25 protein-coding genes and 1 tRNA gene are annotated in these 25,806 nt (G+C 64.0%); 7 read left to right on the top strand and 19 right to left on the bottom strand.

Annotation, left to right across the window (positions count from 1 at the left end; genetic code table 11):
- Positions 1–7: 7 nt before the first annotated feature.
- Entirely contained in the window at positions 8–1,303 is a 1,296-nt protein-coding gene (gene gltA, locus LCF60_RS09490) for a citrate synthase (protein ID WP_292291376.1), read from the bottom strand.
- An 83-nt stretch (positions 1,304–1,386) separates the two neighbouring features.
- A complete protein-coding gene (gene gltX / locus LCF60_RS09485) occupies positions 1,387–2,799 on the bottom strand; it encodes a glutamate--tRNA ligase (protein WP_292291455.1) in 1,413 nt (470 codons plus the stop codon).
- A gap of 78 nt (positions 2,800–2,877) precedes the next feature.
- On the opposite strand from gltX, the gene LCF60_RS09480 reads away from it, so the two are divergent.
- On the top strand, positions 2,878–4,908 hold the full coding sequence (locus LCF60_RS09480) for a ComEC/Rec2 family competence protein (RefSeq protein ID WP_292291375.1): 2,031 nt from the start codon (positions 2,878–2,880) through the stop codon (positions 4,906–4,908).
- Here LCF60_RS09480 and lexA read toward each other — a convergent pair.
- From lexA to LCF60_RS09445, 7 genes are all read right to left on the bottom strand, one after another.
- Complete coding sequence (gene lexA, locus LCF60_RS09475; protein WP_292291373.1) at positions 4,902–5,600, bottom strand: transcriptional repressor LexA; 699 nt, start codon at positions 5,598–5,600, stop codon at positions 4,902–4,904. The genes LCF60_RS09480 and lexA overlap by 7 nt on opposite strands.
- An 86-nt stretch (positions 5,601–5,686) precedes the next feature.
- Complete coding sequence (gene glp, locus LCF60_RS09470; RefSeq protein ID WP_292291371.1) at positions 5,687–6,856, bottom strand: gephyrin-like molybdotransferase Glp; 1,170 nt, start codon at positions 6,854–6,856, stop codon at positions 5,687–5,689.
- Complete coding sequence (gene moaC / locus LCF60_RS09465) at positions 6,853–7,329, bottom strand: cyclic pyranopterin monophosphate synthase MoaC (protein WP_292291370.1); 477 nt, start codon at positions 7,327–7,329, stop codon at positions 6,853–6,855. Before moaC ends, glp begins: the two co-directional genes overlap by 4 nt.
- Complete coding sequence (trpC, locus tag LCF60_RS09460) at positions 7,326–8,129, bottom strand: indole-3-glycerol phosphate synthase TrpC (protein WP_292291368.1); 804 nt, start codon at positions 8,127–8,129, stop codon at positions 7,326–7,328. Before trpC ends, moaC begins: the two co-directional genes overlap by 4 nt.
- Complete coding sequence (locus LCF60_RS09455; RefSeq protein WP_292291367.1) at positions 8,126–8,773, bottom strand: uracil-DNA glycosylase; 648 nt, start codon at positions 8,771–8,773, stop codon at positions 8,126–8,128. The genes trpC and LCF60_RS09455 overlap by 4 nt, the downstream gene beginning before the upstream one ends.
- Positions 8,774–8,897: 124 nt before the next feature.
- Positions 8,898–9,914, bottom strand: a complete 1,017-nt coding sequence (trpD, locus tag LCF60_RS09450) for an anthranilate phosphoribosyltransferase (RefSeq protein WP_292291365.1) — start codon at positions 9,912–9,914, stop codon at positions 8,898–8,900.
- Complete coding sequence (locus LCF60_RS09445; RefSeq protein WP_292291363.1) at positions 9,911–10,492, bottom strand: aminodeoxychorismate/anthranilate synthase component II; 582 nt, start codon at positions 10,490–10,492, stop codon at positions 9,911–9,913. Before LCF60_RS09445 ends, trpD begins: the two co-directional genes overlap by 4 nt.
- Positions 10,493–10,640: 148 nt before the next feature.
- On the opposite strand from LCF60_RS09445, the gene LCF60_RS09440 reads away from it, so the two are divergent.
- Positions 10,641–12,473 carry a divergent polysaccharide deacetylase family protein gene (locus LCF60_RS09440; protein WP_292291361.1) on the top strand — a complete coding sequence of 611 codons (1,833 nt, stop codon included), beginning with the start codon at positions 10,641–10,643 and terminating at the stop codon, positions 12,471–12,473.
- Positions 12,474–12,525: 52 nt separating this feature from the next.
- Here the strand turns inward: LCF60_RS09440 and LCF60_RS09435 are convergent, their stop codons facing one another.
- The 3 genes from LCF60_RS09435 to LCF60_RS09425 form a co-directional block, all read right to left on the bottom strand.
- Positions 12,526–13,167 carry a DUF1638 domain-containing protein gene (locus LCF60_RS09435; RefSeq protein WP_292291360.1) on the bottom strand — a complete coding sequence of 214 codons (642 nt, stop codon included), beginning with the start codon at positions 13,165–13,167 and terminating at the stop codon, positions 12,526–12,528.
- A complete protein-coding gene (locus tag LCF60_RS09430; RefSeq protein ID WP_292291359.1) occupies positions 13,151–13,324 on the bottom strand; it encodes a hypothetical protein in 174 nt (57 codons plus the stop codon). The genes LCF60_RS09435 and LCF60_RS09430 overlap by 17 nt, the downstream gene beginning before the upstream one ends.
- A 94-nt stretch (positions 13,325–13,418) precedes the next feature.
- The gene (locus tag LCF60_RS09425) at positions 13,419–14,123 is read right to left on the bottom strand and encodes a B12-binding domain-containing protein (RefSeq protein ID WP_292291358.1); all 705 of its coding nucleotides are present in this window, start codon (positions 14,121–14,123) and stop codon (positions 13,419–13,421) included.
- Positions 14,124–14,307: 184 nt separating this feature from the next.
- Here LCF60_RS09425 and LCF60_RS09420 point away from each other — a divergent pair, with 184 nt between their 5' ends.
- Entirely contained in the window at positions 14,308–15,393 is a 1,086-nt protein-coding gene (locus tag LCF60_RS09420) for a PA0069 family radical SAM protein (RefSeq protein ID WP_292291357.1), read from the top strand.
- A gap of 70 nt (positions 15,394–15,463) precedes the next feature.
- Here the strand turns inward: LCF60_RS09420 and bmt are convergent, their stop codons facing one another.
- Both bmt and LCF60_RS09410 read right to left on the bottom strand, forming a co-directional pair.
- A complete protein-coding gene (bmt, locus tag LCF60_RS09415; protein WP_292291356.1) occupies positions 15,464–16,480 on the bottom strand; it encodes a betaine--homocysteine S-methyltransferase in 1,017 nt (338 codons plus the stop codon).
- 147 nt (positions 16,481–16,627) lie between these two features.
- Positions 16,628–17,836, bottom strand: coding sequence for a bifunctional alpha/beta hydrolase/OsmC family protein (locus tag LCF60_RS09410; RefSeq protein ID WP_292291354.1), 1,209 nt, complete (start codon positions 17,834–17,836; stop codon positions 16,628–16,630).
- A gap of 132 nt (positions 17,837–17,968) precedes the next feature.
- Here LCF60_RS09410 and LCF60_RS09405 point away from each other — a divergent pair, with 132 nt between their 5' ends.
- The gene (locus LCF60_RS09405) at positions 17,969–18,817 is read left to right on the top strand and encodes an endonuclease/exonuclease/phosphatase family protein (protein ID WP_292291353.1); all 849 of its coding nucleotides are present in this window, start codon (positions 17,969–17,971) and stop codon (positions 18,815–18,817) included.
- Between the two features lie 64 nt (positions 18,818–18,881).
- Positions 18,882–19,628, top strand: a complete 747-nt coding sequence (locus tag LCF60_RS09400; protein WP_292291352.1) for a DUF3445 domain-containing protein — start codon at positions 18,882–18,884, stop codon at positions 19,626–19,628.
- Here the strand turns inward: LCF60_RS09400 and LCF60_RS09395 are convergent.
- From LCF60_RS09395 to LCF60_RS09375, 5 genes are all read right to left on the bottom strand, one after another.
- Positions 19,625–20,440, bottom strand: coding sequence for a lytic murein transglycosylase (locus LCF60_RS09395; RefSeq protein WP_292291350.1), 816 nt, complete (start codon positions 20,438–20,440; stop codon positions 19,625–19,627). The genes LCF60_RS09400 and LCF60_RS09395 overlap by 4 nt on opposite strands.
- A 110-nt stretch (positions 20,441–20,550) precedes the next feature.
- The gene (locus LCF60_RS09390; RefSeq protein WP_292291349.1) at positions 20,551–21,315 is read right to left on the bottom strand and encodes a hypothetical protein; all 765 of its coding nucleotides are present in this window, start codon (positions 21,313–21,315) and stop codon (positions 20,551–20,553) included.
- Positions 21,316–21,472: 157 nt separating this feature from the next.
- Positions 21,473–21,718 carry a hypothetical protein gene (locus LCF60_RS09385; protein WP_292291347.1) on the bottom strand — a complete coding sequence of 82 codons (246 nt, stop codon included), beginning with the start codon at positions 21,716–21,718 and terminating at the stop codon, positions 21,473–21,475.
- Between the two features lie 192 nt (positions 21,719–21,910).
- On the bottom strand, positions 21,911–23,317 hold the full coding sequence (gene glnA / locus LCF60_RS09380; protein ID WP_292291345.1) for a type I glutamate--ammonia ligase: 1,407 nt from the start codon (positions 23,315–23,317) through the stop codon (positions 21,911–21,913).
- A 53-nt stretch (positions 23,318–23,370) separates the two neighbouring features.
- A complete protein-coding gene (locus LCF60_RS09375; RefSeq protein ID WP_292291344.1) occupies positions 23,371–23,709 on the bottom strand; it encodes a P-II family nitrogen regulator in 339 nt (112 codons plus the stop codon).
- A 153-nt stretch (positions 23,710–23,862) separates the two neighbouring features.
- Here LCF60_RS09375 and LCF60_RS09370 point away from each other — a divergent pair, with 153 nt between their 5' ends.
- Together LCF60_RS09370 and LCF60_RS09365 are read left to right on the top strand one after the other, a co-directional pair.
- Complete coding sequence (locus LCF60_RS09370; protein ID WP_363318402.1) at positions 23,863–25,518, top strand: NAD(P)H-hydrate dehydratase; 1,656 nt, start codon at positions 23,863–23,865, stop codon at positions 25,516–25,518.
- 92 nt (positions 25,519–25,610) lie between these two features.
- Positions 25,611–25,694 (top strand) — tRNA-Leu (locus LCF60_RS09365).
- The last annotated feature ends 112 nt before the right edge of the window (positions 25,695–25,806 follow it).

The raw sequence follows: 25,806 nt of genomic DNA, 5'->3' as shown, positions 1-25,806 counted from the left end.
TTAAATCCTAGCGATTCTCGATATCGACGTAGTCGCGCATCGTCTCGCCCTGATAGAGCTGGCGCGGGCGGCCGATTTTCATCTGCGGATCAGCAAGCTGTTCTTTCCACTGGGAAATCCAGCCGACGGTCCGGCTCAGCGCAAAGACCGGCGTGAACATGGATGTCGGGAAACCCATCGCTTCGAGGATGATGCCCGAATAGAAATCCACGTTCGGGAACAGCTTTTTCTCGGAGAAATACGGATCGGCCAGGGCCGCCTTTTCCAGTTCTTTCGCGGTGGCGAGGATCGGATTGTTCTCGACACCCAGCAGGTCCAGCACTTCGTCCGCGGACTGCTTCATCACCGTCGCGCGCGGGTCGAAATTCTTGTAGACGCGGTGGCCGAACCCCATCAGGCGGAACGGATCGTTCTTGTCCTTGGCGCGGGCGATGTAGTCGGGGATGTTCTCGGGCGACCCGATTTCCTTGAGCATCTCGAGGCAGGCCTGGTTCGCACCCCCATGCGCCGGACCCCAGAGGCAGGCGATACCCGCCGCGATGCAGGCAAACGGGTTGGCACCGGACGACGATGCCAGACGCACGGTCGAGGTTGACGCGTTCTGTTCGTGATCGGCGTGCAGGGTAAAGATACGGTCCATCGCGCGGGCGAGGATCGGATCGACCTGATATTCCTCGGCCGGGACGGCAAAGCACATGTGCAGGAAGTTCGCGGCGTAATCCAGATCGTTGCGCGGATAGACGAACGGCTGTCCGATCGAATACTTGTAGGCCATCGCCGCGATCGTCGGCATCTTGGCGATCAGGCGATGCGACGCGATCTCGCGTTCGCGCGGGTTATTGATGTCGGTCGAATCGTGGTAGAACGCCGACATCGCGCCGACGACACCGACCATCGTCGCCATCGGGTGCGCGTCACGACGGAACCCACGGAAGAAGTTGTGCATCTGCTCGTGGATCATCGTGTGCTGCGTGATCGTCTTCTCGAAATGCTCGAGCTCGTCGGCCTTGGGCAGGTAGCCGTAAAGCAGCAGGAAACACACTTCGAGGTAATGCGATTTCCCGGCCAGTTGGTCGATCGGATAGCCACGGTGCAGCAATTCGCCCTTGTCACCGTCGATGAAGGTGATCGTGCTGTCGCAGGCCGCCGTCGACGTGAATCCGGGATCATAGGTGAACACGCCCGCCTGCCCGTAGAGCTTGCGAATGTCGATCACATCCGGCCCGGCAGTCGGCGTATAGATCGGCAACTCGTAAGAGGCGTCGCCAATGGTCAAAGTCGCGTTTTTAGAGGTGTCAGACATACGTGGTCCCTTCGTCTCATTGCCCTGAACGAAGGTCCAGAGCCAGCTATCCCAAGCCTCGCAAACCCCACGCCGTCCAGGCGTCAGTCGGTCTTTGTGGCAGCTGCTTCCGTCAGGCGGGCGACGGTTTCATCGCGCCCCAGAACCAGCATCATATCGAACACACTCGGCGTCACGGCCCGACCTGCCAGCGCCGCCCGCATCGGGCCCGCCAGCTTGCCGAATTTCGTCCCGTGCTCTTCTGCAAATCGGGATGTGACGGCTTCAAGCTCGTCGCGTGACCAGCTAGCATTTTGCAACTGCGGCGTCAACGATCCCAGTATACCACGGGATACCGTATCCAGCTGTCCAGCCGCCTTCCCGTCCATCTCGATCGGCCGGCTTGCCAGGACAAACTGCGCCTTTTCAATCAGTTCCGGGAATGTGCGCGCCCGGTCCTTGAGGCAATACATCGCACGAGCCATTCCGTCTGCCTGCGCCTCGGTCAAAGGCGGCTTTCCGGCTGCCGCAAGGTAAGCCTGCAATTCATGCAGCAGTGCAGCATCGTCGGCCACGGCAATATGCTGACCACTCAGATTCTCCAGTTTCTTGAAATCGAACCGCGCTGGGGATTTGCCGATGCCGTTCAGGTCGAACCACTCTTTTGCCTGATCATCCGTAAAGAATTCGTCATCGCCGTGGCTCCAGCCCAGACGCGCCAGGTAATTGCGCATGCCCGCCGCCGGGTAGCCCATCACCTGGTATTCATCGACCCCCAGCGCGCCGTGGCGTTTCGACAGCTTCTTGCCGTCCGGCCCGTGGATCAGCGGGATATGCGCCCAGACCGGCACATCCCACCCCATCGCGGTATAGATCCCCATCTGGCGCGCCGCATTGTTCAGGTGGTCATCCCCCCGGATCACGTGGGTCACCCCCATATCATGGTCATCGACAACAACAGCCAGCATGTAGACCGGTGTGCCGTCCGAGCGTAACAGGACCATGTCATCCAGCTGGTCGTTGCGGATGGTCACATCGCCCTGCACCTCGTCGCGGATCACCGTGCTGCCGTCTTGCGGGGTGCGAAGACGGACGACGAAAGGCGTGTCCGGGTGTGTCGCCGGGTCGGCATCGCGCCACGGGCTCTGGAACAGGGTGGATTTCCCTTCGGCCCGCGCCGCCTCGCGGAAGGCCTCGATCTCGTCCTGGGTCGAAAAACACTTGTAGGCCGCGCCCTTGGCCAGCAGCTCATGTGCCACCTCTGCATGGCGGTCGGCACCTGCCGCCTGGCTCACCACCTCGCCGTCATGGTTCAGCCCCAGCCAGTCCAACCCCTTGAGAATCGCCGCCGTCGCCTCTGGCGTAGACCGCGCGCGGTCGGTGTCTTCGATCCGCAACAGGAACTTGCCGCCGCGACCACGTGCATAAAGCCAGTTGAACAACGCCGTACGCGCCCCGCCGATATGCAGGTAGCCGGTGGGCGAAGGGGCGAAACGGGTGACGATCTGGCCGGACATCGGGCGCATTTACCTTTCGATAACTCTCTAGGGGATAGTTTGAGGCTCTCTTAACCAGCACCATCCACGGGGGCAAGTATGGCGCGGGTCCGGGATGTCCTTCCCGACATGCTTCTGGCGCAGCGCGGCACGCTGTTTCCCTTTGTGCCGGTCTTCCTTGGGGTGGGGATCGGTCTGTATTTCTCTTTGCGGGTCGAGCCGCCCATCTGGGTGCTGGCGACATGCGCTGCCTCGGGTCTGCTGGCGCTGGTCTGGCATCTGCGCAGCCGGTCGGCCTTTGCCCCGCTGATCTGCGCGCTGGCAATGGTGGCCTTGGGGCTGGCGCTTGCCGGCACACGGGCGCATCACGTCGCAGGCGCGGTGATCGACTGGCGCTACTATGGCCCGGTGACCGGTCGGGTGGTCGCCATAGACCGCTCCGCCTCGGACGCGCTGCGCATCACGCTCGACAATGTCTGGCTGACCGACGTGCCGTTGTCCGAAACGCCCGACCGCGTGCGCCTGTCGATCCACGTCAAGACACAAAGCCTGACGCCAGAGCCGGGCATGACCATCATGACCACCGCCCATCTTGGCCCGCCGGGCGGTGCTGTCGAACCGGGTGGGTTCGATTTTCGCCGCCACGCATGGTTTCTGCGCCTGGGTGCCGTTGGCTATACCCGCGTGCCGCTGGTCCTGTGGGAAGAGGCGGGACGCGATCGCCTTGTCTTTCGCACCCGCATGGCGATCTCGCAACGCGTGCAGGAGGCGCTTCCCGGTGATACCGGCGCCTTTGCCACCGCGATCATCACCGGAGACCGCAGCGCCATCCCCCAGCCGGTGCTGCAAGCCCTGCGCGACACCAATCTTGCGCATCTTCTGGCGATCTCGGGCCTGCACATGGGGTTGGTGAGCGCCTTTGTCTTTGCCGTTCTGCGCCTTGGTCTGCTGCTCACACCCGTTGGCCTGCGCTGGCCGATCAAGAAGATCGCGGCGGGTGGCGCCCTGGTGGTTGCCGCCATCTACCTTGCGCTGTCGGGCGGCAATGTCGCCACCGAACGCGCCTTTGTCATGGTGGCCATGATGCTCTTTGCGGTGATGGTCGACCGCCGCGCCATATCGCTGCGCGCCGTGGCGCTGGCCGCGCTGATCGTGCTGGTGCTGCGCCCCGAAGCCCTGATGGGGCCGGGGTTCCAGATGTCCTTTTCCGCAACCACCGCTTTGGTCGCGATCTTCAGCGCATTGCGCGACAGCCGCCATGACCTGCCGCGTCACCGTCTGCTGCGGGGCGCAGCCTCGGTACTCATGTCCTCCGCCGTGGCCGGAGCCGCCACTGCACCCTTCGCCATGGCGCATTTCAACCAGATCGCGCAGTTCGGCCTGATCGCCAACCTTGCCACTGTGCCGTTGATGGGGCTTCTGGTGATCCCCGCCGCCGTGCTGGGCATCCTGCTGATGCCGCTGGGGCTCGAGTCCATCGGCCTCACCCTCATGGGTCTTGGCCTCGACTGGATCCTGGGCGTTGCACAGGCCATGGCCGGTTGGACGGGCGCCGTGCGTCCGGTGATGACGCCGGACCCTGCCGTTCTGCCGCTGATCGCGCTGGGATGCCTGTTTGTCGTCCTGTGGCAAGGGCGTCTGCGCTGGTTCGGCCTTGCGCCGGTGCTGCTGGCGACGATGCTCTGGTCCAGGGCGGAGCGTCCGCCGATCCTCGTCGCCGAAGACGGTGCGCTTGTCGGGGTGATGACCACGCACGGTCGCGCGCTGTCGCGTGACACCGGCGCCGGGTTCATCGCCGGGGTCTGGCTGGAAAATGACGGGCAGGGGCTGGATCAGCCCGCCGCCGCCGCGCTCTGGGACAAGACCGCCTTTCCGATCCGTCACATTCGCGGCAAACGCGAGGCCGCCGCCTTTGAGGGCTGCACCGAGGGCCTGCTTGTCATCGCCAATACCGACCTGCCGGACCGGCCAGGCGCCGCGACTTGCACCGTGCTGGACGCAGCCACGCTGGCCGGACTGGGCAGCCTGTCACTGACCCGCGATGACACCGGTAACTGGCACATGGAAAAGGCGCGCGACCGGTCCGGAGCGCGCCTTTGGAACGACAAGACCGTGCGCAGTTCTCAGTAAGTGCGGATCAACCCGACCAACCGACCCTGCACCTTCACCGCGCCAACCGGCAGGATGCGCGGCTCGTAAGCCGGGTTCGCCGCTTCGAGGATGATGCTTTCGCCCTTGCGCTTGTAGCGTTTGAGCGTCGCCTCGTAACCTTCGACCTGCGCCACGACGATGTCGCCATTATCGGCAGATGCCGTTTCGCGGATCACCACGACATCGCCATCGTTGATCCCGGCCTCGATCATCGAATCACCTTTGACCTCAAGGGCATAGTGCTTGCCGCTTCCCGAGAGCATCGCGCCCGGCACCGCCACCGAGGGCGGCACGTCATTGATCGATTCAATTGGCACACCGGCGGCGATGCGGCCCATCAGCGGCAGGTCCATCGCGTTCACGCTTTCTACCGGCAGGGCATTGGCCGGGGCCGGCTGGTCCGGAAGATCGCCGTTGATCACGGTCGGGGTGAAGCCCGGCTGCCTGGCAGCCAGCGTCTCGGGCAGCTTCACGATCTCGATCGCGCGTGCTCGGTGGGCCAGCCGGCGGATGAATCCACGCTCCTCAAGAGCGGTGATCAGGCGATGGATGCCCGATTTGGACCGCAGATCAAGTGCTTCCTTCATTTCGTCAAAGCTTGGCGGGACACCGTCGCGCGCCACGCGTCTGCTGATGAAATCCAGCAGGTCGAGTTGTTTCTTGGTCAGCATTGTCTGCCTCCGCTCGCATGATCCTCACCGTTTGTTCTACTGTTGTTCCTGTTTTGTGTCAAGAATTCGTGAACAGAGGCAGGATTTCACCGGATTGGCAGATATTCCACCACTTCGCCCGCGGCGCGAACGCCATCCCTGGGCGCCCGGACGATCAGCGCATCGGCTTTGCCCAGGATGCTGAGCAGGGAGCTGTCCTGCGAGCCGAAGGCGACCAGCCCGCCATCCTCGAAGCGCGCGCGCATGTAGTGTTCGCGAGGGCCGTTGGCGGGCAAGTCCTGTGTCAGCGTGACGCTTTTGCGCGGCGCCGGGGCGGCAGGCAGGCCCAGCATCGCCCGCACCACCGGAGCCACGAACACGTGCCCGCACACCATCGCCGAGACCGGGTTGCCGGGGAGACCGATCATCATCGCCGCGCCGAACCGGCCGGCCATCAGGGGTTTGCCCGGACGCATCGCCACCTTGTAGAAACTCTGGTCGAACCCGAGCTGCGGCGCGAGTTTGGCGACAACGTCGTGATCCCCCACCGACGCGCCGCCAATCGTCACGATCAGGTCGGCCCCCCCGGCAAGCTCGAACGCGGTCTTCAGGGACGCCTCATTGTCCTTTGCAATCGGCAAGAGCCGCGGCTCTGCGCCAAGCTCACGCATCAGGGCATGCAGTCCGAACGTGTTCGATGCAATGATCTGGTCGGGGCCCGGCGTCTCTCCGGGCATCACCAATTCATCCCCGGTCGAGATCAGCGCCACCACGGGGCGCCGCGCCACAGGCACCTCGGCGATGTTCATCGAGGCCATGAGGGCAATGTCATTCGGCCCGATCACGCGCCCCGCTTCGACCCGATCACCGATGCGGAAATCCCCACCGGCAGGGCGGATGTGGTCATTGTCCTCGGGCGTGTCGCAGATTGTGATCCAGTCTCCATCGCGGGAGACATCTTCTTGAATCACCACGGCTTTTGCGCCTTTCGGGACTGGCGCGCCGGTAAAGATGCGCACCGCTTCTCCCGGCGTCACCGAATGATCGAATCCGTGCCCGGCCGCAGCTTCACCGATCACCCGCAACCGCGCCCCCGGTTCGATCTCCGTTACCGCATACCCGTCCATGGCCGACCCGTCGAAGGGCGGCTGGTTTCGCGTCGCCGCCACATCCTGCGCCAACACCCGACCATGCGCCTGCAGCAATGGAACGGTCTCGACCCCAAGGGGCCGGGCCAAATCGAACAAGTGCCGCAACGCGTCGGAAACCGAGATCATGTCGCCTCGTACCGCCCTGATTTTCCGCCATCTTTCAGCATCACGCGGATGCCGGTGATCTCCATCGCCTTGTCCACCGCCTTGGCCATGTCGTAGACGGTCAGCGCCGCCGTCGACACGGCGGTGAGCGCCTCCATCTCGACCCCGGTCTGGCCGGTGGTCTTGACCGTCGCTTCGATGCGCAAACCGGGCAGATCGGGTGCGGGGGTCAGTTCCACGGTGACTTTCGTGATGGGCAGCGGATGGCACAGCGGGATCAGCTCGGGCGTCTTCTTGGCGCCCATGATCCCGGCCAACCGCGCTACACCAATCACATCGCCTTTCTTGGCGCGCCCTTCGGTAATGATATCAAAGGTCTCTGGCGCCATCTTGATGTAACCTTCGGCCACGGCAACCCGTGCAGTGACGGCCTTTTCCGACACATCGACCATATGCGCGTCGCCCTTGGCGTCGAAATGCGACAGCCCGCTCATGCCGCCACCGGATCGGCCAGCAGCGCGCGGGTGGCCGCCGCCACATCCGGCTGGCGCATCAGGCTTTCCCCGATCAGGAAACTGCGCGCACCGTGAGCGGCCATGTCGGCAAGATCCGCAGGGATGAACAGGCCCGACTCAGAGATCAGCATGCGGTCTGCCGGCACATGTTTCGAAAGTTCACGTGTTGTCTCAAGATCGGTCTCGAAGGTCTTGAGATTACGGTTGTTCACGCCGATCAGAGCAGACTTCAGGGCCAATGCCCGGTCAAGTTCCGCGCGATCATGAACTTCGATCAGGACATCCATGCCCCAGGCGAAGGCTGCCTCTTCCAGCTCGGCTGCCTGAGCGTCCGACACGCTGGCCATGATGATCAGGATGCAATCAGCGTGCAGGCTGCGCGCCTCGGCCACCTGGTAGGTGTCGTACATGAAATCCTTGCGCAGTGCGGGCAGCGACGTCGCCTGGCGCGCGGTGACCAGATAGGACTTGTCGCCCTGGAAACTCGGCCTGTCGGTAAGGACCGACAGGCATGTCGCGCCGCCCGCTTCATAGGCCTGCGCCAGGCTCGCAGGTTCGAAATCCGCGCGGATCACCCCCTTGGAGGGGGATGCCTTCTTGACCTCGGCGATCAGGCCATACCCTGTGACCTGCGCGCTGCGCAGTGCCGCGCCGAAGGGGCGCACGGGATCAGCCGCCCTGGCCGCGGCCTCGACCTCTGCCAAGGGCACGCGCGCCTTGTCGGCGGCCACTTCCTCGAGCTTGTAGGCCTTGATCTTGTCGAGAATGGTTGCGCTCATGGGTCTGTCCAGTTGATCGGGGCATGCCCTTGTTCTTTAAGCCACGCGTTCACGGTGGAAAAGGGGCGCGAGCCGAAAAACCCGCGCCGCGCCGAGAGTGGCGAGGGATGGGCGCTTTGCAGCACCAGATGACCGTGACCGGCAAGCCGGGGCGCATGGGCACGGGCGTCATTGCCCCAAAGGACAAAGGCGCGCGGCGCGTCATTCAGAGCGTCGAGAACCTGCGGCACCAACTTGTGCCAACCCAGTCGGCGATGCCCGCGCGCCACACCGGCCGGAACCGTCAGCACGTCGTTCAGAAGCAAGACCCCCTGATCGGCCCAGAACCGCAGGTCTCCATTGGGCGGAACGTCTCCGATATCCTCGGCCAACTCCTTGAAGATGTTGCTCAGGGATCGGGGCAGGGGCGTCACGTCAGGGGCAACGGAAAAGGCCAGCCCGTGTGCGTGGCCGTGCGTCGGATAGGGATCCTGGCCCAGGATCACGACACGCACATCGTCGGGCGCACAGGCGTCCAGCGCCGCGAAAACCTGGCCTGCGGGCGGCAGGACGACACGTCGCTCGTCCGCCAGCGTCTCCCGGATCGCCGGAAGGTCTTTCCGGAAAAACGGCAGATGGGCCCAACCAGCAGGTGGCATCACCATGGCGCATGTCCCCTGCTTCTCTGGTTCGAAAATATCCCGGGGTCTGGGGCAGAGCCCCAGGATTTTCCGCCCTTGGAAAATCGACGATGCGTTGACGCATCGTCCACCAGCCATACCGGGGCGCTCACGCGCCCTGCGTCACCCGCGCCAGCGCGTCCACCCGCGCCTTTGCAGCTCCGCTGTCGATGCTTTCGGCGGCCATGTCGACCCCGGTTTTCAGATCCGTGACCTTGTCTGCGACCATCAGCGCCGCTGCCGCGTTCAGCAGCACGGCGTCGCGGTAGGCGCTGCTGGCACCGTCCAGCAGCGCGCGGAAGGCCGTGGCGTTTTCGGCGGGGGTGCCGCCAAGGATGTCGCGGAACGGATGCACGGGCAGGCCCGCATCCTCGGGATGCACTTCGCGGCCCCGGATCTTGCCCTCCTCCAGCACCGCCACCTGGGTCGGGGCCGAGATCGAGATCTCGTCAGTGCCGTCGCCGCCATGCACCAGCCACGCCTTGACCGATCCCAGTTCCTTGAGCGTTTCGGCCATCGGAAAGATCAGGTCGATGGCAAAGGCGCCTGTCAGTTGCCGGGTCACCCCTGCCGGGTTGGTCAGCGGGCCGAGGATGTTGAAGATCGTCTTCGAGCCAAGTTCCTGCCGCGCTGGCATGACGTGTTTCATGGCCGGGTGATGCATCGGTGCCATCATGAAACCGATACCGGCCTCCGCGATGGCGCGTTCCACCACCTCGGGCGCCACCATCACGTTGATGCCCATTTCGGTCAGCGCATCTGCCGAACCCGACTTGGACGACAGGTTGCGGTTGCCGTGCTTGGCGACCGGCACGCCTGCGCCCGCCACCACAAAGGCCGTTGCCGTGGAAATGTTGAGCGTGCCCATGCCGTCGCCGCCGGTGCCGACGATGTCCATGGCGCCCTCGGGCGCCGTGACCGGCGTGCATTTTGACCGCATCACAGCCGCAGCCGCTGCGTATTCCGACACTGCCTCGCCACGTGCCCGCAGCGCCATGAGAAAGCCGCCGATCTGGGCCGGTGTCGCGGCGCCTTCGAACAAGAGCTCGAACGCCTGTTCGGCCTGCGACCGGCTCAGGGGGCCTTCGGAGGCGGCGTAGATCAGGGGCTTCATCGCGTCGCTCATGCGGGTACTTTCAGGTCATTGACGAAATTCTGCAACAGCGCGTGCCCATGCTCGGACGCAATGGATTCCGGATGGAACTGGACGCCCTGCATCGGCAGGTCGCGGTGGCTCAGCCCCATCACGGTGCCGTCCTCGAGCCAGGCCGTCACCTCGAGACACTCGGGCACACTGTCCTTGTCCACCACCAGCGAATGATAGCGCGTCGCCTCGAAGGGCGAGGGCAAACCCGCGAACACGCCTTTGCCCGCGTGATGCATCACGCCCATCTTGCCATGTACGATTTCGGTGTGTCGCACCACTCTGCCACCAAATGCCTGGCCCAGCGTCTGGTGACCCAGGCAGACACCCATCAACGGTGTGCGCGTTTCGGCGGCGGCCAGCGTCAGCGGCAGGCAGATGCCCGCCTGGTCCGGGTCGCAGGGGCCGGGCGACAGGAGGATGCCGGCCGGGTTCAGGCCGATCGCGTCCTGCACGCTTAGCGCGTCATTGCGCACGACCTTCACATCGGTCCCAAGTTCGCCCAGATAATGCACGAGGTTGTAGGTAAAGCTGTCGTAATTGTCGATGAGCAGCAGCATGGGGTTTCTTCTTCGTCGGGGCTGGCGGGGCAGGGATCAATCGCGGTATACATGCGCAGGCAGACCAAGGCGCGTCAAGGGCGCGGGTGGGTTACCGGACACGTTGAGAGGTCCGGGACACAGTGAGGGCAAGACAAGGGCAAAGAGCATGGCACGAGGGATTTTGTCAGGGGTCATCTGGGGCACCGTCCTGTCGGTCGGTGGGTTGGCTGCGGTGTCGGTACTGGTTCCGGGGCGGCCCGGGATCGAACCGGCTGCGCCTGTCCGGATCACCGAAGATCGTCAGCCGGGCACCGAGGACACGGCTTCGCTCGCGCCCGAGGGTCAACGCGCGCCGGAGGCCGAAGAGACGCGTGAACCGGAGCCCGAAGCCGAACAATCGCCTGCCGCCGAGGAGCGTGCCGCACCGGGGATGGACGAGGACACGCCGACTCCAGAGCAGGCCGAGGCCGAGGGGACCGACAGCTCCGCTGTCGAGATCGCGGCACAAGAGGTCGACACACCCGAAGTCGATGCAACTGATGCCGATGCAACCGAAGCCGACAGGGCAGATGATACTGCAACCGACAACACTGCAGTCGTGGATACTGCGGCCGAGGTCGATGCGACCGAAGACACAGCGACCGAAGACACTGCGGCCGAAGCTGTGGTGACAGACGACAGCCCGCCGGAAACCGTTCCCGCCCGGCGTCCGTCCGAGGTGACCGCCGTCACGCCCGAGGGCGATACGCCCGACTTGCAAACGCCGGACGAGGCGGAGGATGATGCTCCGGAAGAGACCGTTGCAGCGCCGGTCCCGGCGCCGGCCACCGGTGACGCGATCGCGGCGCTGGACGCCCCGGTCGAGGCCGAGGCCCCTGATGCCCCGGCGAGCTCCGGAGGCGATACCGCGCCCCAGGTGGCTTTTGCGCCAGAGCTGAACGCGCCCGAAAGCGAAACCGGCCTCAACATCTCGACCGAACCGGCACAGCCTCCGGTCCCGACCGTGCCGCAGGTCAACAGCGCGCTGGAGCCAGCCGCGCCAGCGCCGGATGCCGGAGAGGAGGCGCCGGAGGCTCGGGACAACGAGACCGCCGAGGCCGATCGTCCCCAGGTGCGGCGGCTGGTGCCGGACACGCCCGACTCGACGGTTGATCAGCAAGAGGAAGACAGCGCGGCGCTGTCCCGCCCGATCATCGGAACGCCCGCCGCGTCACTCACCGACCGCAACCCCGGCAATTCGGCGCGCCTGCCGTCGATCGGAGGCGGCGCGGATGCAGCAGACCCGTCGCCCGAGGACATAACGGACACCGACGATGACGCCCGTCCGCCGTTGCAGCGCTTTGCGGCCGAGGTCGACAGTGACCCGTCATTGCCACGGATGGCGATCGTGCTGATCGATGACGGGAAGGGTCCGCTTGGACCGGATGCTCTGGATGGCTTCCCGTTTCCCGTGACCTTTGCGATCGATCCCGGCCAGCCGGATGCGGCGGAGCGGATGTCCGCCTACCGCGCGGCGGGCTACGAGGTGGCGACCCTTGTCGATTTGCCCCAGGCGGCGCAGCCGACCGATGTGGAGCAGATCCTCGCCGGGGCCGTGGCCGCGGTGCCCGAAGCCGTGGCGCTGATCGAAGCGCCCGGCGGCGGATTGCAAAGCGGTCGGGACACCACGCAACAGGCCACCAGCTTTGCCGCCGAAAGCGGCCATGGCCTTGTTTTCCTGCCGAACGGGCTCAACACCGCGCAGGCAATTGCCGAGCGCGAAAACGTGGCATCGGCCAGCATCCTGCGCGATTTTGACGGCGAGAGTCAGGATGCCCGCACCAAGCGGCGCTTTCTGGACGGCGCGGCGTTTCGCGCGCGTCAGGACGGGTCGGTCGTGATGCTGGGACGTCTGACACCGGACACCCTGTCGGCGCTACTGCTCTGGAGCCTTCAGGACCGGGCGGCAAGCGTGGCGATGGTGCCGGTCTCGACGATCCTGCTTGACGCGGACGACTGAGGCCGCATCGACGCGTCCGTCAGGTTTCGCCATCGACGGAAAACCGCCGTGATCAGGTCGTGGCCCAAGCCCGCATATGGGTCTCAAGATCGCCGTAGCCGGTGACACGGCGTTCGAATGCCAGGCCCAGCCGCTCGGCGCAGCGCCGGGCGCGCTCGGTCAACGCCGGGTCATCGGTTTGTGCTTGGTAGACCAGCTTGTCGTAATGCGCGAAATACATGTCCCGCAACTCCGGGTGCCGATCCAGCCCGAGCGGCTTCCAGACAAAGGCATCGAACTGCCGCACCAGGAAATCCGTCAGGTAGAAGGCCGTGATCTCGTCGCGTTCCGCAAAGGCCGCGTTGCCCTCGAAGAAACTGTAACAATGCGGTCCGGCGATCATCTGCACCCCAAGCCTGGCGCAGGCCGCCTCGAGCAGACCGCCGGTGCCGCAATCCCCGTAGGCGATGAAGATCTCGGAATACTCTGTGCGATGCGCCTCAACCGTGTCGCGCACGGCATCGACGATCTTGTCGGGGTGGTTGTGATAAATCGCGGGCAGGCAGGTCAGGTCCATGTGCGACCAGCCGTTGATATCCCGCAGGTCCAGAATCTCGCGAGCCAGCGCGCCACAGGCGATGATCAGCACGCGCCCGGTGCCGCGCGCGTCCAGTCTGGCATGTGTCAGGATCGTGTCGTCAGGCAGGCTCGTCATCGCCGGGCACGTGGCTCAGGCCCCAACGCGCCAGGAGCCCCAGGGCGATCAGGGCAGGCAGAACCTTGAGAAGGCCGAACTGTGCCATGGCCCAGACCGTCAGGCCGGAGGCTGCGATCACGGCGAGTATCATCGAGACGAAGGTGGTCACTGGCATTTTGATCTCCTTGTCCTGAAAATATGGGTTAGTTCGTCCCATAAGAAAAGGCCCCGCCGCGAGACGAGGCCAAAAAAAGCCGATTGGCGCAAAATCAGCCCGCTGCGAGTTGATTGTGCTTGCGGCCGACAAAGGTCTTGGCGGTTTCGACGGCCACGGCGGCGTCCCGGCAATAGGCGTCGGCGCCGATGGCCTTGCCGAACTCCTCGTTCAGCGGCGCACCGCCGACCAGAACGATGTAATCGTCGCGGATGCCTTTCTCGATCAGCGTGTCGATCACCACCTTCATGTAAGGCATCGTGGTGGTCAGAAGCGCCGACATGCCGAGGATGTCGGGCTCTTCCGCCTCGAGCGCCTCGAGATAGCTTTCGACCGGGTTGTTGATACCCAGATCCACAACTTCGAAACCGGCACCTTCCATCATCATCGACACGAGGTTCTTGCCAATGTCGTGGATGTCGCCCTTGACCGTGCCGATCACCATCTTGCCGACGCGAGGAGCCCCGGTTTCGGCCAGAAGCGGCTTGAGGATGAACATGCCACCCTTCATCGCATTGGCGGCCAGCAGAACCTCGGGAACAAAGAGGATGCCGTCGCGGAAATCCTTTCCGACAATGGTCATGCCACCCACCAGCGCCTTGGTGAGGATGTCATAGGGCTGCCATCCGCGGTCGAGCAGGATGGTCACCGCCTCTTCGATTTCCTCTTTCAGACCGTCGTAGAGGTCATCGAACATCTGTTCGACCAGCTCGTCATCGTTCAGATCCGCGAGGATGATGTCGTCTTCTTCGTCAGCCATAGAAATCACTCCAGACGCTGGCGTTCCCGCCAGTGATTGTTTTGACGACTAATCGTCGTTTTGCGCCATCCCAACTTGGTGGAATCCGACATGCGTGCGAACGCAACCGACGCGCCGTCATGTGCCGGACGCCAAACGGGTCCGGGTGGTTGCCGATGTTCCGCTTTCGTTCTATGATCGCGGCATGACCCGATCTGATCGATACGTGGCGCGTGACCAGAGGCGCGGACGCGGCGCAAACAGCCGCGATGCGGGACGTTACGAACGGTTCCGCCAGGTCGACGATTCCGACGGGTGGGACATGCGCGAAGACATGCCCGTCCTGAACACACAGGTTACCGTGGAACGCCCGCGGAGCGTGATCAACCATATCTCGTCGCCGGACCTGTCGTTTGACCGCACGCTCAACCCCTATCGCGGATGCGAGCATGGCTGCATCTACTGTTTCGCGCGACCAAGCCACGCCTGGCTGGGCCTGTCGCCGGGGCTCGATTTCGAGACCCGGCTGGTGGCGCGCCCCGAGGCGCCGGAGGTCCTGGCGCGCGAATTGCGGGCGCGGCGCTACAAGGTGGCCCCGATCGCCATCGGCACCAATACCGACCCCTACCAACCGATCGAACGGGATCGCAGTATCATGCGCGCCTGCCTGTCCGTGTTGCAGGAGTTTCGCCATCCCGTCGCCATTGCCACCAAGGGCACGCTGATCGAACGCGACATCGACATCCTGTCGGACATGGCGGCGCGGAACCTGGTGAAGGTGGGCATCACCATCACCACGCTGGACCCGGACCTGAACCGCCGGATGGAGCCGCGTGTGCCCAGCCCGGCGCGGCGGCTGGCGACGATCCGGCGTCTGAGCGATGCCGGCATTCCCGTGCGTGTGATGCTGTCGCCCATCGTGCCCGGGCTGATCGACGCCGAGATCGAACCGATCCTGACGGCGGCGCGCGATGCAGGTGCGCAGGCGGCGACCTGGGCGATGCTGCGCCTGCCGCTCGAAGTGGCGCCCCTGTGGGAGGCCTGGATGGACGAGCATTACCCCGACCGCAAATCCCGCGTGATGTCCAAGCTGCGCGACATGCATGGCGGCAAGGTCTATGATGCGCAGTGGTTCAAACGGACACGGGGCGAGGGGGCCTATGCCGCGCTCATCGCACAGCGCTTTACCAAGGCGCGCAAGCGATTTGGGCTGGATGGCGACTTTCCCCCGTTGGACTGCACCGCGTTTCGTCCGCCGCCGCGCGCCGGCGATCAGTTGAGCCTGTTCTGAGCAGGGTTGGAAACCCCTCAAAGGGGCGTTTGCGACATCAGTGGTTAGCATTGCGTAAACGCCGGCGCGATCACGCCCGGCGGCGGCCGCGCCGCTCGCGCTTGGGGGCGTCGCTCTGATCGCCCGTGCCGTCATTGTCCGAACTGAACGGACCGATCTCGGCCACGATCTCGTCCAGCGTCGGCGCAGCACCTTTCGGCGTTGTCTCGAGCGCCTCGCGCATGGCCCGCAGATGCTCTGGCATCGTGCCGCAGCAGCCGCCGATGATCGTGGCACCGGCATTGCGCGCCAGAACGGCGTAGCGGGCCATCAGCTCGGGGGTGCCGTCGTAATGGATGTGCCCGTCGACATATTTCGGGATGCCGGCATTGCCCTTGGCGATGATCGCTCTTTCGGTCCCCGTTGCGGTAAAGCCCAGCACGGTGCGCAGGAGGTCCGATGCCCCGGTGCCACAATTGGCGCCAAAGGCCATCGGCGGGTTGGGCAGGGTCTCGATCATCTCGGCCATGCCTTCCGAGGTCATGCCCATCATGGTGCGTCCGGCGGTGTCAAAGCTCATCGTGCCGCACCACGACACACCGGCCAGCGCGAACGCCTCGGCGGCGGCGCGGAATTCTTCCGGTGCGCTGATGGTCTCGACCCACATCACGTCGGCGCCGCCTTCCTTGAGACCTTCGGCCTGTTCGTGGAACATCTCGACCGCGTCGGCGTGGGACAGTGTGCCGACCGGTTCCATGATCTCGCCGGTGGGGCCGACCGATCCCGCGACGATCACCGGACGACCGGCGGCGTCGGCGATCTCGCGGGCGATTTCCGCCCCGATCCGCGACAGCTCTCGCGCACGGTGACCCGCATCGTGCAGCTTGAGGCGCGAGGCGTTGGCTCCGAAGGTGTTCGTCAGAAACAGGTCGCTGCCCGCATCGACCGCGCCGGAATAGAGCCTGCGGATCTTGTCGGGCTGGGTTTCGTTCCAGAACTCGGGCGCGTCGCCGCTTTCCAGACCCATGTTGAACAGGTTGGTGCCGGTGGCGCCATCGGCCAGAAGCCAGTCGCGGGTGGAAAGGAACTCTTGCAGCGGATTTGTCATGACAGGCCTGTGTCGCGGGAGGTTTGCGCCTGACTGACACATTCAGGGTGTTGAGACAAATTCATAATTCTCAACACCATTATGAATGGCGCGCGACACACTCCGTCGACGGAGTGTGCGAAACGCGTCGACGCGTTTCGGCGCCGGTCACACCAGTTCGGTCTCGACCCGGCTCGAGGCTTCCATCGTCTTGTGCACCGGGCATTTGTCGGCGATCTCGAGCAGCTTGCCGCGCTGCTCCGCGCTCAGATCGCCCTCTACCGTGATCCGGCGGCGAAACAGGTCGATGCTCGCGGTGCTGGGCGTGCTCGCGTCCTGTGCATGCACCTTGTCGTGGCTGACATCGACGGACACATGGGTCAGCGGCCAGCCCTTGCGCCGTGCATACATGCGCAGGGTCATCGAGGTGCAGGCGCCAAGCCCGGCGGCCAGCAGCCCGTAGGGCGACGGCCCGCGATTTGAGCCGCCATATGCCAGCGGCTCGTCCGCCAGAAGGTGATGCGGCCCGGTCTGCACATCCTGGAGAAAGCCGTCCTTGTCCGCCTCGGAGACGCGCACCACGCCTTCGGGCGCACCGATCGGCGGGGCAGGCGGTTTCAGCTTGAGATACCGCCCGACCCAGGCCGAAATTACCTCGGCGGCATATTCGGCATCTTCCGGCCGGGTGACGAGGTGGTCGGCGTCATCCAGCGTGACAAAGCTTTTCGGGTGCCGGGCGGCGCTGAAGATGTTTGTTGCGTTTTCGATCCCGACGACAGCGTCGCGCGGCGCGTGCATCACCAGAAGCGCGGCTTTCAGCGACTTGATTGCAGGGGCGAGGTTCTGGGCTTTGACATCCTCCACAAACTCTTTGCTGATGGTGAACGGACGGCCGCCGAGATCGACAAGCGCCTGTCCGTCGTTTTCGATGTCGTCCAGCGCATGCGCGAAATTATGCGTCACATGTCCCGGATCGAACGGCGCCCCGATGGTCACGACCGCCTTGATTCCCTTCAGGTCTTTGGCCGCACGCAAGACCGCAGCGCCGCCAAGGGAGTGCCCGATGAGCAGGGAGGGCGCCATGTCCTTCCGCCGCAGATACTCTGCCGCCGCTTCGAGGTCCCCGACATTCGAGGTGAAGGTCGTGTTGGCGAATTCGCCCTTGGAATGGCCCAGCCCGGTGAAGTCGAACCGCAGCACCGCGATGCCCATCGAGGCCAGACGCGCGGCGATCCGCCGCGCCGCCGGAATGTCCTTGGAACAGGTGAAGCAATGCGCAAAAAGGGCCGTGGCCAGATGCGGTCCGTCAGGCAGGTCGAGCCGCGCCGACAGGGTGTCGCCGGAATGGCCGGGAAACGTGATGCGTTCAGTGGTCATGGCAGAAATCCTCGAGTCCGGGCCGGATGGGCCGCATGACGGTGTGTTTATGATCAGAGTGTGGGGCCTGTCGCCCCTTCGCAAGCATTGTGTCGGGAGCGTCACAGCATGGTGAGAGCAAGGCAGTGGATGGTGAGCACTGTGTCACTCATCCTTGCAGCCGGGTTTTTCGGCGGGTTCGCCGGGGCCTGGCACCCGGCGGGCGACAGTCTTGCCGTGTTCCGCATCCCGATCGCGGTGGTGTTTGCGCTTTGGGTGATCTGGTCTCCCTTGCCGGCCTGGCTGCGGTGGTCGGTGGCGGTGTTGTGCCTTGCCGCGATGACGCAGATCGTGGCGCAGAAATACGTGTCGCACCCCTCCGGAACGGTTGCGGTCTACCAGAAGAACCTGCTGTTCGAAAACGATCAGGTCGCGGCCCTTGCGGCCGACATCCGCGCCGCCGATCCGGACATCGTCACGCTTCAGGAGGTGACCTCGCGGAATGCGTCGCTGCTGCGCGAACTGCGCGCCGAATACCCCCATCAGGCAAGCTGCGCACTGGTCAGGTGGGCGCGGGTCGCGATCCTGTCGCGTTGGCCTGTCGACGGCGAAATCTGCATCGAAAAACAGGGCCTTGTCGGCATCAATGTCGAGTCTCCGCAGGGTGCGTTCTGGGCCGTCAGCCTGCATGCCTACTGGCCCTGGCCTCATGATCAGGCCGCGCAGATGGACACCCTTCTGCCGGTCCTGGCCGAGCTTGAGGGGCCGGTCGTCATTGCCGGTGATTTCAACATGGTGCCGTGGTCACACGTGTTGCGGCGCCTGTCGGCCACGACGCAGACGCATCGCGCCGGGCCGCTGTTTTCGACCTTGTCCAAGCTGGGCGCACCCTTGCCGATCGACCATGTCTTTGCGCCCATGGGCGGAGCGGCGACCGCGCGCCCGTTGCTTGGGTCGGACCACAGGGGCGTGTTGGCGAATGTGTTCGTGTTCGACCCCTAGACCCTGTGTCCCGAGAGGCGCCGGCGGGGATTGCGATCCGCTGCGGTTTCGATATGGCTCACCCATGATCCTGCAAAAGACCTTGCCCTATGATGTGTTCTCGCCCCGCGCGCTGCCCGGTGTCGCGCCGTTGGGGGACGCGCCGTGGTTCGTCGTGGACGAAGCCTATGCGCCGCAGATGGCGCTGCGGCGGACGCTCATGGCGGACAGGCGCGACGAGGTCATCGCGACGGAAAACCCGGATCCAGTGGCGCTGTGCAACCTGATGGAAACGGTGCTGGCGCATCTGCCTTCGGGCTTCGTGCGATCCGGCGACAGCGTGCGCTGCCCGGACGGATGGCAGGTGCTGATCGACCCGACCGACCCGTTCGGAACTCTGGGCCAGATCGTGCAGGACGACATCTGCCTGCTGGAAAAACGCGGGTCCGAGCATGTTCTGACCGGTGCGGTGCTCTGTTTCCCGGCAAGCTGGCGGTTGCGGGAAAAGATCGGCCATCCGCTGACCCATATCCATACCCCGGTCGCATCCTACACGGACGACATCGCGCGACGGGTTCAGCGCCTGTTTGACGGGGTGCGCCCGGGTCGGCCGATCTGGCGCTTCAACGCGCTCTGGTACGATGACCCCGGCCTGTTTCAGCCGCGCGCGGAAACCGAGCCTCGGCCCGTGACGAAAGCCGGGACGACGCCCTATCTGCGCAGCGAACGGCAGGTGATCTGGCGGCTGCCGGAAAGCGATGCCGTGCTGTTCACGATCCATACCTTCATGCTGGCCCGGAGTGATGTTCCGGGCGCAGCGGACCTGGTCTAGCTGCCCGCGCGCTGTGCCGAATAGACGATCGCGCGAAGGTAATTTCCGCTGTCGTTCCAGACCGACAACACGTTGAAATTATGCGTGCCTTCGCCGAACGGCTGGCCCGCCTGCCAGCCATTGAGCCGCAGCATGTTCGCGGCCGAGGCCAAGGCATCGACAGCATTGTAGGGATCGGCGCGGCCGTCGCCATTGCCGTCGACGCGGTATTTCAGCCAGTTGCCCGCAAGAAACTGCATGTGCCCCAGTTCGCCGGAGGGTCCGCCCTGCGTGCTCGGCGATAGAATGCCGTCATCGACCATCTGGAGCGCCGCGATCGCATGTGGCTCGAACCGGGGATGGCGGCGGCAATAGGACGATAGCGTGACCGCGCCATCGACGACCGATGTGCCGCCAAGATAGCCACCCCAGCTTGTCTCGAGCCCCCAGATCGTCGCCAGGATGCCCGCGGGCACGCCGTAATTGCGTTCGATAGAGCCGAAGGTGTTGGGATTGCGCGCGATCCTGTTGCGGGTCTGGCTGATGAAGCTGTCCGCCGTGCTGCCCGACCGCTTGGCCAGGAACCGGGCCGGATCGCCCTGCAAGGTGCCGGTCTGGTTGCCGGGGTTGGATTCAAACCGCCAGGTGATGCCGGACAATTGCGCGTTCTGCAACGCCGTCAGCCCGCGCTGACCGACGCCTGCGGCAGCCGCCTGTTGCGCAAGGGTTTGCTTGTATTGGCCGAAAGCCCCCTTGCTCGTGATGCACTCGGCCGCGAAGGCGGGCAGGGCGGCACAGGCAGACAGACAGGCAGCAACAATCAGACGACGCATCGCGGGGCACTCCAACAATCAAAATCCGCCGGAGGGTAGCAAACGTGACGTGATCGGCAAGCGGCATCGCGCGACGTCATGCAAGGCGTGGCGTGGGTCGGATTGCGGGATCAGAGCATCCCGGCCAGGCCCGGAGCCATGCCGGACTGGGCCAGAACCGCGTAAAGGCCCGCGACACCCAGGGCCATCGCACCCGAACGGACGTCCTCGCCGCGCACGAGATTGTGAGCGATCAGCGGGATGGCAAGCGGCGCGGCAATCAATGCGGTGGTGAACGAAATCGCCCAGGCGGCAAGCCGCATCGGAGCAGATTTGGCGCGTCGCTCTTCGAGCTCGAGCTGCTCGATCTCTTGCAGCGTGACACCATTCATCTGCTTGCGAACCGCGGACATCATCCTGTTCTCCGCCTCCGCCATCTGGTGGTGCTGCAAGGCGCGGGACATCGCTGAGGCCTTTGCCGTGCGCGGAATGATCCGGACATGGGCGGCACCATGATCGAGGATGCTATCGCCGGCGGCAAGAAAATCCGCGACCGGGAGAGGCTGCCGGGACCCGTTCCAGAAGACGGTATGGACGCCGAAATCACCGCACAGGTCCGCCGCGACATGCGCCAGCCGCGCCGCACGGTTCTGCGTATCCGGCCCCCGCGCGACAACAGCGATGACGCTGGTATAGCCCACTTCGTCGATCGCCACCGTCAGGCTGTCGGTGTCATTGAGGATCCAGTCGATATGGTCCCGCGTCACGGGCATACGCTTGTAAGAGACCTGCCGCGTTGACAGGGCGCGCGCAATCGAGGGGACAACGGACTGACAGATCTCGTCACGTGCCTTGTCCGTCACAAGGCTGATTGCAGTCACATCCGAACGGGTCATATCCGGACCTCCTCTGGCTCATGAAACTCTGTGTCAACGAGCTTAAAGGCCCGGAATGTGTTCGAAATGCGCACAGAATCAGGCTCACTCGGGAAATTTGGCCTGTTTCGGGCTTTTTCTGGAGGAATTGGTCTGTGGTTTGACGTGAACCGGGCGGTCAAGGCTGGCGCATCACCGCCAGGTTGTCCTTGCCCTGGGCGAAATAGATCGTGCCCATCGCCGCACCGACCGGCATGACCACAAGGATCAGGATCCCGACAAGAATGTATGTCGCAATCGATCCAGTGGAGCGGGAAGGACGGGACCTCCGCGGCGCGCCTTGGGGATCAGCGGCGGGCTCTGACGCCTGGGGGCCGTTCTTGGCATTGAGACGCGCGATCCGGTCTTCGAAATCCGTACTCATCGGGATGGTCCTCGGACTTGTGCAGGTTGTCGGCCCAAACCGATGACAGGACCGACCCGAGATGTCCCATCGGGATTTGTCGCTCCTGCGGCCGGAGCGGGGCGATTTCGGGGCAAGTCCCTGCGAATTCGACACAAGAAAAAAGGCGCTCCGAAGAGCGCCTTTTCTCGAAACGTGGCCTGATCGCAGGGATCAGCAGCTGTAATACATGCCGAACTCGACCGGGTGCGGCGTGTGTTCGTAAAGCTCGATCTCTTCCATCTTGAGCGCGATATAGCCTTCGATCTGATCCTTGGTGAACACGTCACCGGCCAGCAGGAAGTCCATGTCCGCCTTCAGCTCGTCGATGGCTTCGCGCAGCGATCCGCAGACCGTCGGGATGCCTTCAAGCTCTTCGGCAGGCAGATCATAGAGGTTCTTGTCCATGGCCTCGCCCGGATCGATCTTGTTGGTGATGCCGTCAAGACCGGCCATCAGCAGGGCTGCAAAGCACAGATAGGGGTTTGCCGACGGGTCGGGGAACCGGGCCTCGACGCGCTTGGCCTTCGGGCTTTCGGTCCACGGGATACGGACGCAGCCGGACCGGTTGCGGGCCGAATAGGCGCGCAGGACGGGGGCCTCGAAGCCCGGGATCAGACGCTTGTAGGAGTTGGTCGACGGGTTGGTGAAGGCGTTGAGCGCTTTCGCGTGCTTCAGGATGCCGCCGATGAAATACAGCGCCTCCTGGCTCAGGTCCGCATACTTGTCGCCTGCAAACAACGGCTTGCCGTCTTTCCAGATCGACATGTTGCAATGCATGCCGGTGCCGTTGTCGCCGTAGATCGGCTTGGGCATGAACGTCGCGGACTTGCCATAGGCCTGTGCCACGTTGTGGATCACGTACTTGTACTTCTGAAGCTCGTCCGCCTGTTTGGTCAGCGTGCCGAAGATCAGGCCCAGCTCGTGCTGACAGGACGCCACCTCGTGGTGGTGCTTGTCGACCTTCATGCCCAGACGCTTCATCGTCGACAGCATCTCGGACCGGATGTCCTGGCCGTCATCGATCGGGTTCACCGGGAAGTAACCGCCCTTGATGCCCGGACGGTGGCCGGTGTTGCCCATCTCGTATTCGGTGTCGGTGTTCCAGGACGCGTCGAGCGCATCGACCTCGTAGGACACCTTGTTGATGGTGTTGCTGTAGCGCACGTCGTCGAACAGGAAGAATTCCGCTTCCGGGCCCCAGTAGGACACATCGCCGATACCCGAAGATTTCAGGTAGGCTTCGGCCTTTTCGGCAGTCGAACGCGGGTCGCGGTCATAGGCTTCGCCGGTATCGGGTTCCACGATGGAGCAATGCACACAAACCGTCTTTTCGGCGTAGAACGGATCGATATACGCGCTTTCGGTGTCGGGCATGAGTTTCATGTCGGAGGCTTCGATGGACTTCCAGCCGGCAATGGAGGAGCCGTCGAACATGAAGCCTTCCTCGAGGAAATCTTCATCGACCTCGTCGGCTATCACGGTCACATGCTGCAGCTTACCGCGCGGGTCGGTAAAGCGGATGTCCACATAGGCGACATCTTCGTCCTTGATCATCTTGAGAAGCGCTTCTGTGCTCATTCTCTCTTCCCTTTCACTGATATTTTGGGGGTATTTGGTCTAAGTCTTGCGGCTCAAAGGGCTTCGGACCCGATTTCGCCTGTGCGGATGCGGATGGCCTGCTCGACCGGGGACACGAAAATCTTGCCGTCACCGATCTTGTCGGTCTTGGCGGCGTCGACGATGGCTTCGATGGCACCTTCGACCTGATCATCGTCAAGAACGACCTCGATCTTCACCTTGGGCAGGAAATCGACGACATATTCGGCCCCGCGATACAGTTCCGTGTGGCCTTTCTGGCGCCCGAACCCCTTGACCTCGACAACGCTGAGGCCCTGAATGCCGGCGTCCTGAAGGGCTTCTTTCACTTCGTCGAGTTTGAAGGGCTTGATAATGGCTTCGATCTTTTTCATGGCACGTCCCTCGCTCCTGCATTGCGCTCGTCAGACCACTTCTGTTTGGGGGCCACAATCAGCTAGGGTGGATGTTGGGGCCGGTGGCGCCGGGATTGAAAAGAAGCGATTAAAAAACGTGCAAGCTGCATAAAAATTATGCGAAACTGAATCGTGAGAGGCGAAACCGTGACCGAATTGCTGACCGCTGCCCAGATGCGCGCCATCGAACAGGCCCAAATCGAGTCGGGTGAGGTGACCGGGCTTCACCTGATGGAGCGTGCCGGACGGGGTGCGGTCGGGGCAGCGCTCGCCAAATGGCCGGAGCTTGCTCAGGGGCGTCACAGGGCGCTGATCCTATGCGGGCCCGGCAACAATGGCGGCGACGGCTTCGTCATCGCGCGACGGCTGGCCGACCGGGGATGGGACGTGGATGTCTTCCTTTATGGCGACGCCGAACAGCTTCCGCCCGATGCGAAGACCAACCATGACCTCTGGCGGGCGATGGGTCGTGTCGCGCCATTCGAGCCGGCCGCGATCCGGGGCTGTGATCGGCCTGACCTGTTTGTCGATGCCGTGTTCGGAACAGGGCTGACCCGCCCGATCCCGGACGATCTCGCCATGGCTCTCGATGTCCGGATGATGGACGACTGGACGCGCGGTGCGGCGATACGGCGTCTCGCGATCGACTGTCCCTCCGGCTTGAACCTCGACACGGGGTTGATCCCGTCCTCGGACGAAGACGCGCCTGCACGGGTCAATTCCGCGCATCTGACGGTGTCGTTTCACAGCCTCAAGGCCGGTCACAAGCTGGGTCTGGGGCCGAAGCTTTGCGGAGACCTGCGGGTCGTCGATATCGGACTGACGGGGCCGGATGCGGCTGAACGCGCGATGGTCGGCACCGCACCCGATGCCGAACGGGCGCGGCTTGTCACTCCGGAGTTCATGAACACGGCTTTGCCGCCGCGCGTCTGGCCCGGAGGCATGATCGCCAAAATGCAGGGGCAGGGACACAAATACGATTATGGCCACGTGATGGTTGTGGCCGGCGGGCCGGGTCGGGGAGGTGCCGGGCGCATGGCCGCAAGGATGGCGCTGCGGTCCGGCGCGGGGCTTGTCACGGTACTCTGTCCCCAGGATGCAGTGACCGAAAACGCCTGCCATCTCGATGCGGTGATGCTGCGCGCCTGCGACAGTGCGACAGCCTTCGGCGAGATCGCGGATGACAGGGTGACGGCGATTTGCCTCGGGCCTGGCATGGGCGTGGGCGCCCAGACCCGGGACATGGTTGCGGCGGCCCTGGCGCATCGAAGAGGAGACCGTGGCCGGCGCAACGCGGCTGTCGTGCTCGACGCGGATGCGCTGACCTCGTTCGAGAACGACCCCGATACCCTGTTCAGCCAATGCCATGGCCGCTCGGTGCTGACGCCGCACGAAGGTGAATTTGCCCGCCTGTTTCCCGACCTTGCCCAGTCCCGACGTGGCGCCCTGTCGAAGATCGACGTGGTGCGGATTGCGGCGGACCGGGCAGGGTGCATTGTGCTGCTCAAGGGGGAAGACACGGTCATTGCCCACCCCGGCGGCGGCGCGAGCGTGCATTCCGCGACCGGCGACCGCGCGGTCCCATGGCTCGCCACTGCAGGAGCGGGGGATGTGCTGGCCGGGCTTGTCGCAGGGCTCGCGGCACCCGAAACGTCGCCAGACCTTTTTTGCGTTGTCGAGGCCGCGGTCTGGCTACATTGCGAGGCGGCGCGCCTGTTCGGACCTGGCCTGATCGCAGAAGATCTGCCCGAGATATTGCCAAAGGTCTTGCGGACGCTCGCCAGCTAAGAAACTTCGTACGAAGTTTCTTGGCACCCAGAATTTTCGTACGAAAATTCTGCTCGCATCGGCCTCGGAGCTTTGCTACTGACCAGCACAATGCGGGTGTGGCGGAATTGGTAGACGCACCAGATTTAGGTTCTGGCGCCTTTGGCGTGGGGGTTCGAGTCCCTTCACCCGCACCATATTGAATTGATTGAGTTTTCCCGGCTTCATCCTGCTCTTTGTCCTTTCGGGTTTTTCGAGTTTCGCAGTTAGTTTCGCAGTTTCTTGTTCTGGTCCTGTTCTGTTCCTATC

It is taken from the genome of Marivita sp. (genome assembly GCF_020055635.1).
Classification (GTDB): domain Bacteria; phylum Pseudomonadota; class Alphaproteobacteria; order Rhodobacterales; family Rhodobacteraceae; genus Marivita.
The sequence above is the reverse complement of the archived record's forward strand: the minus strand, read 5'-3'. Positions and strand labels throughout refer to the sequence as shown.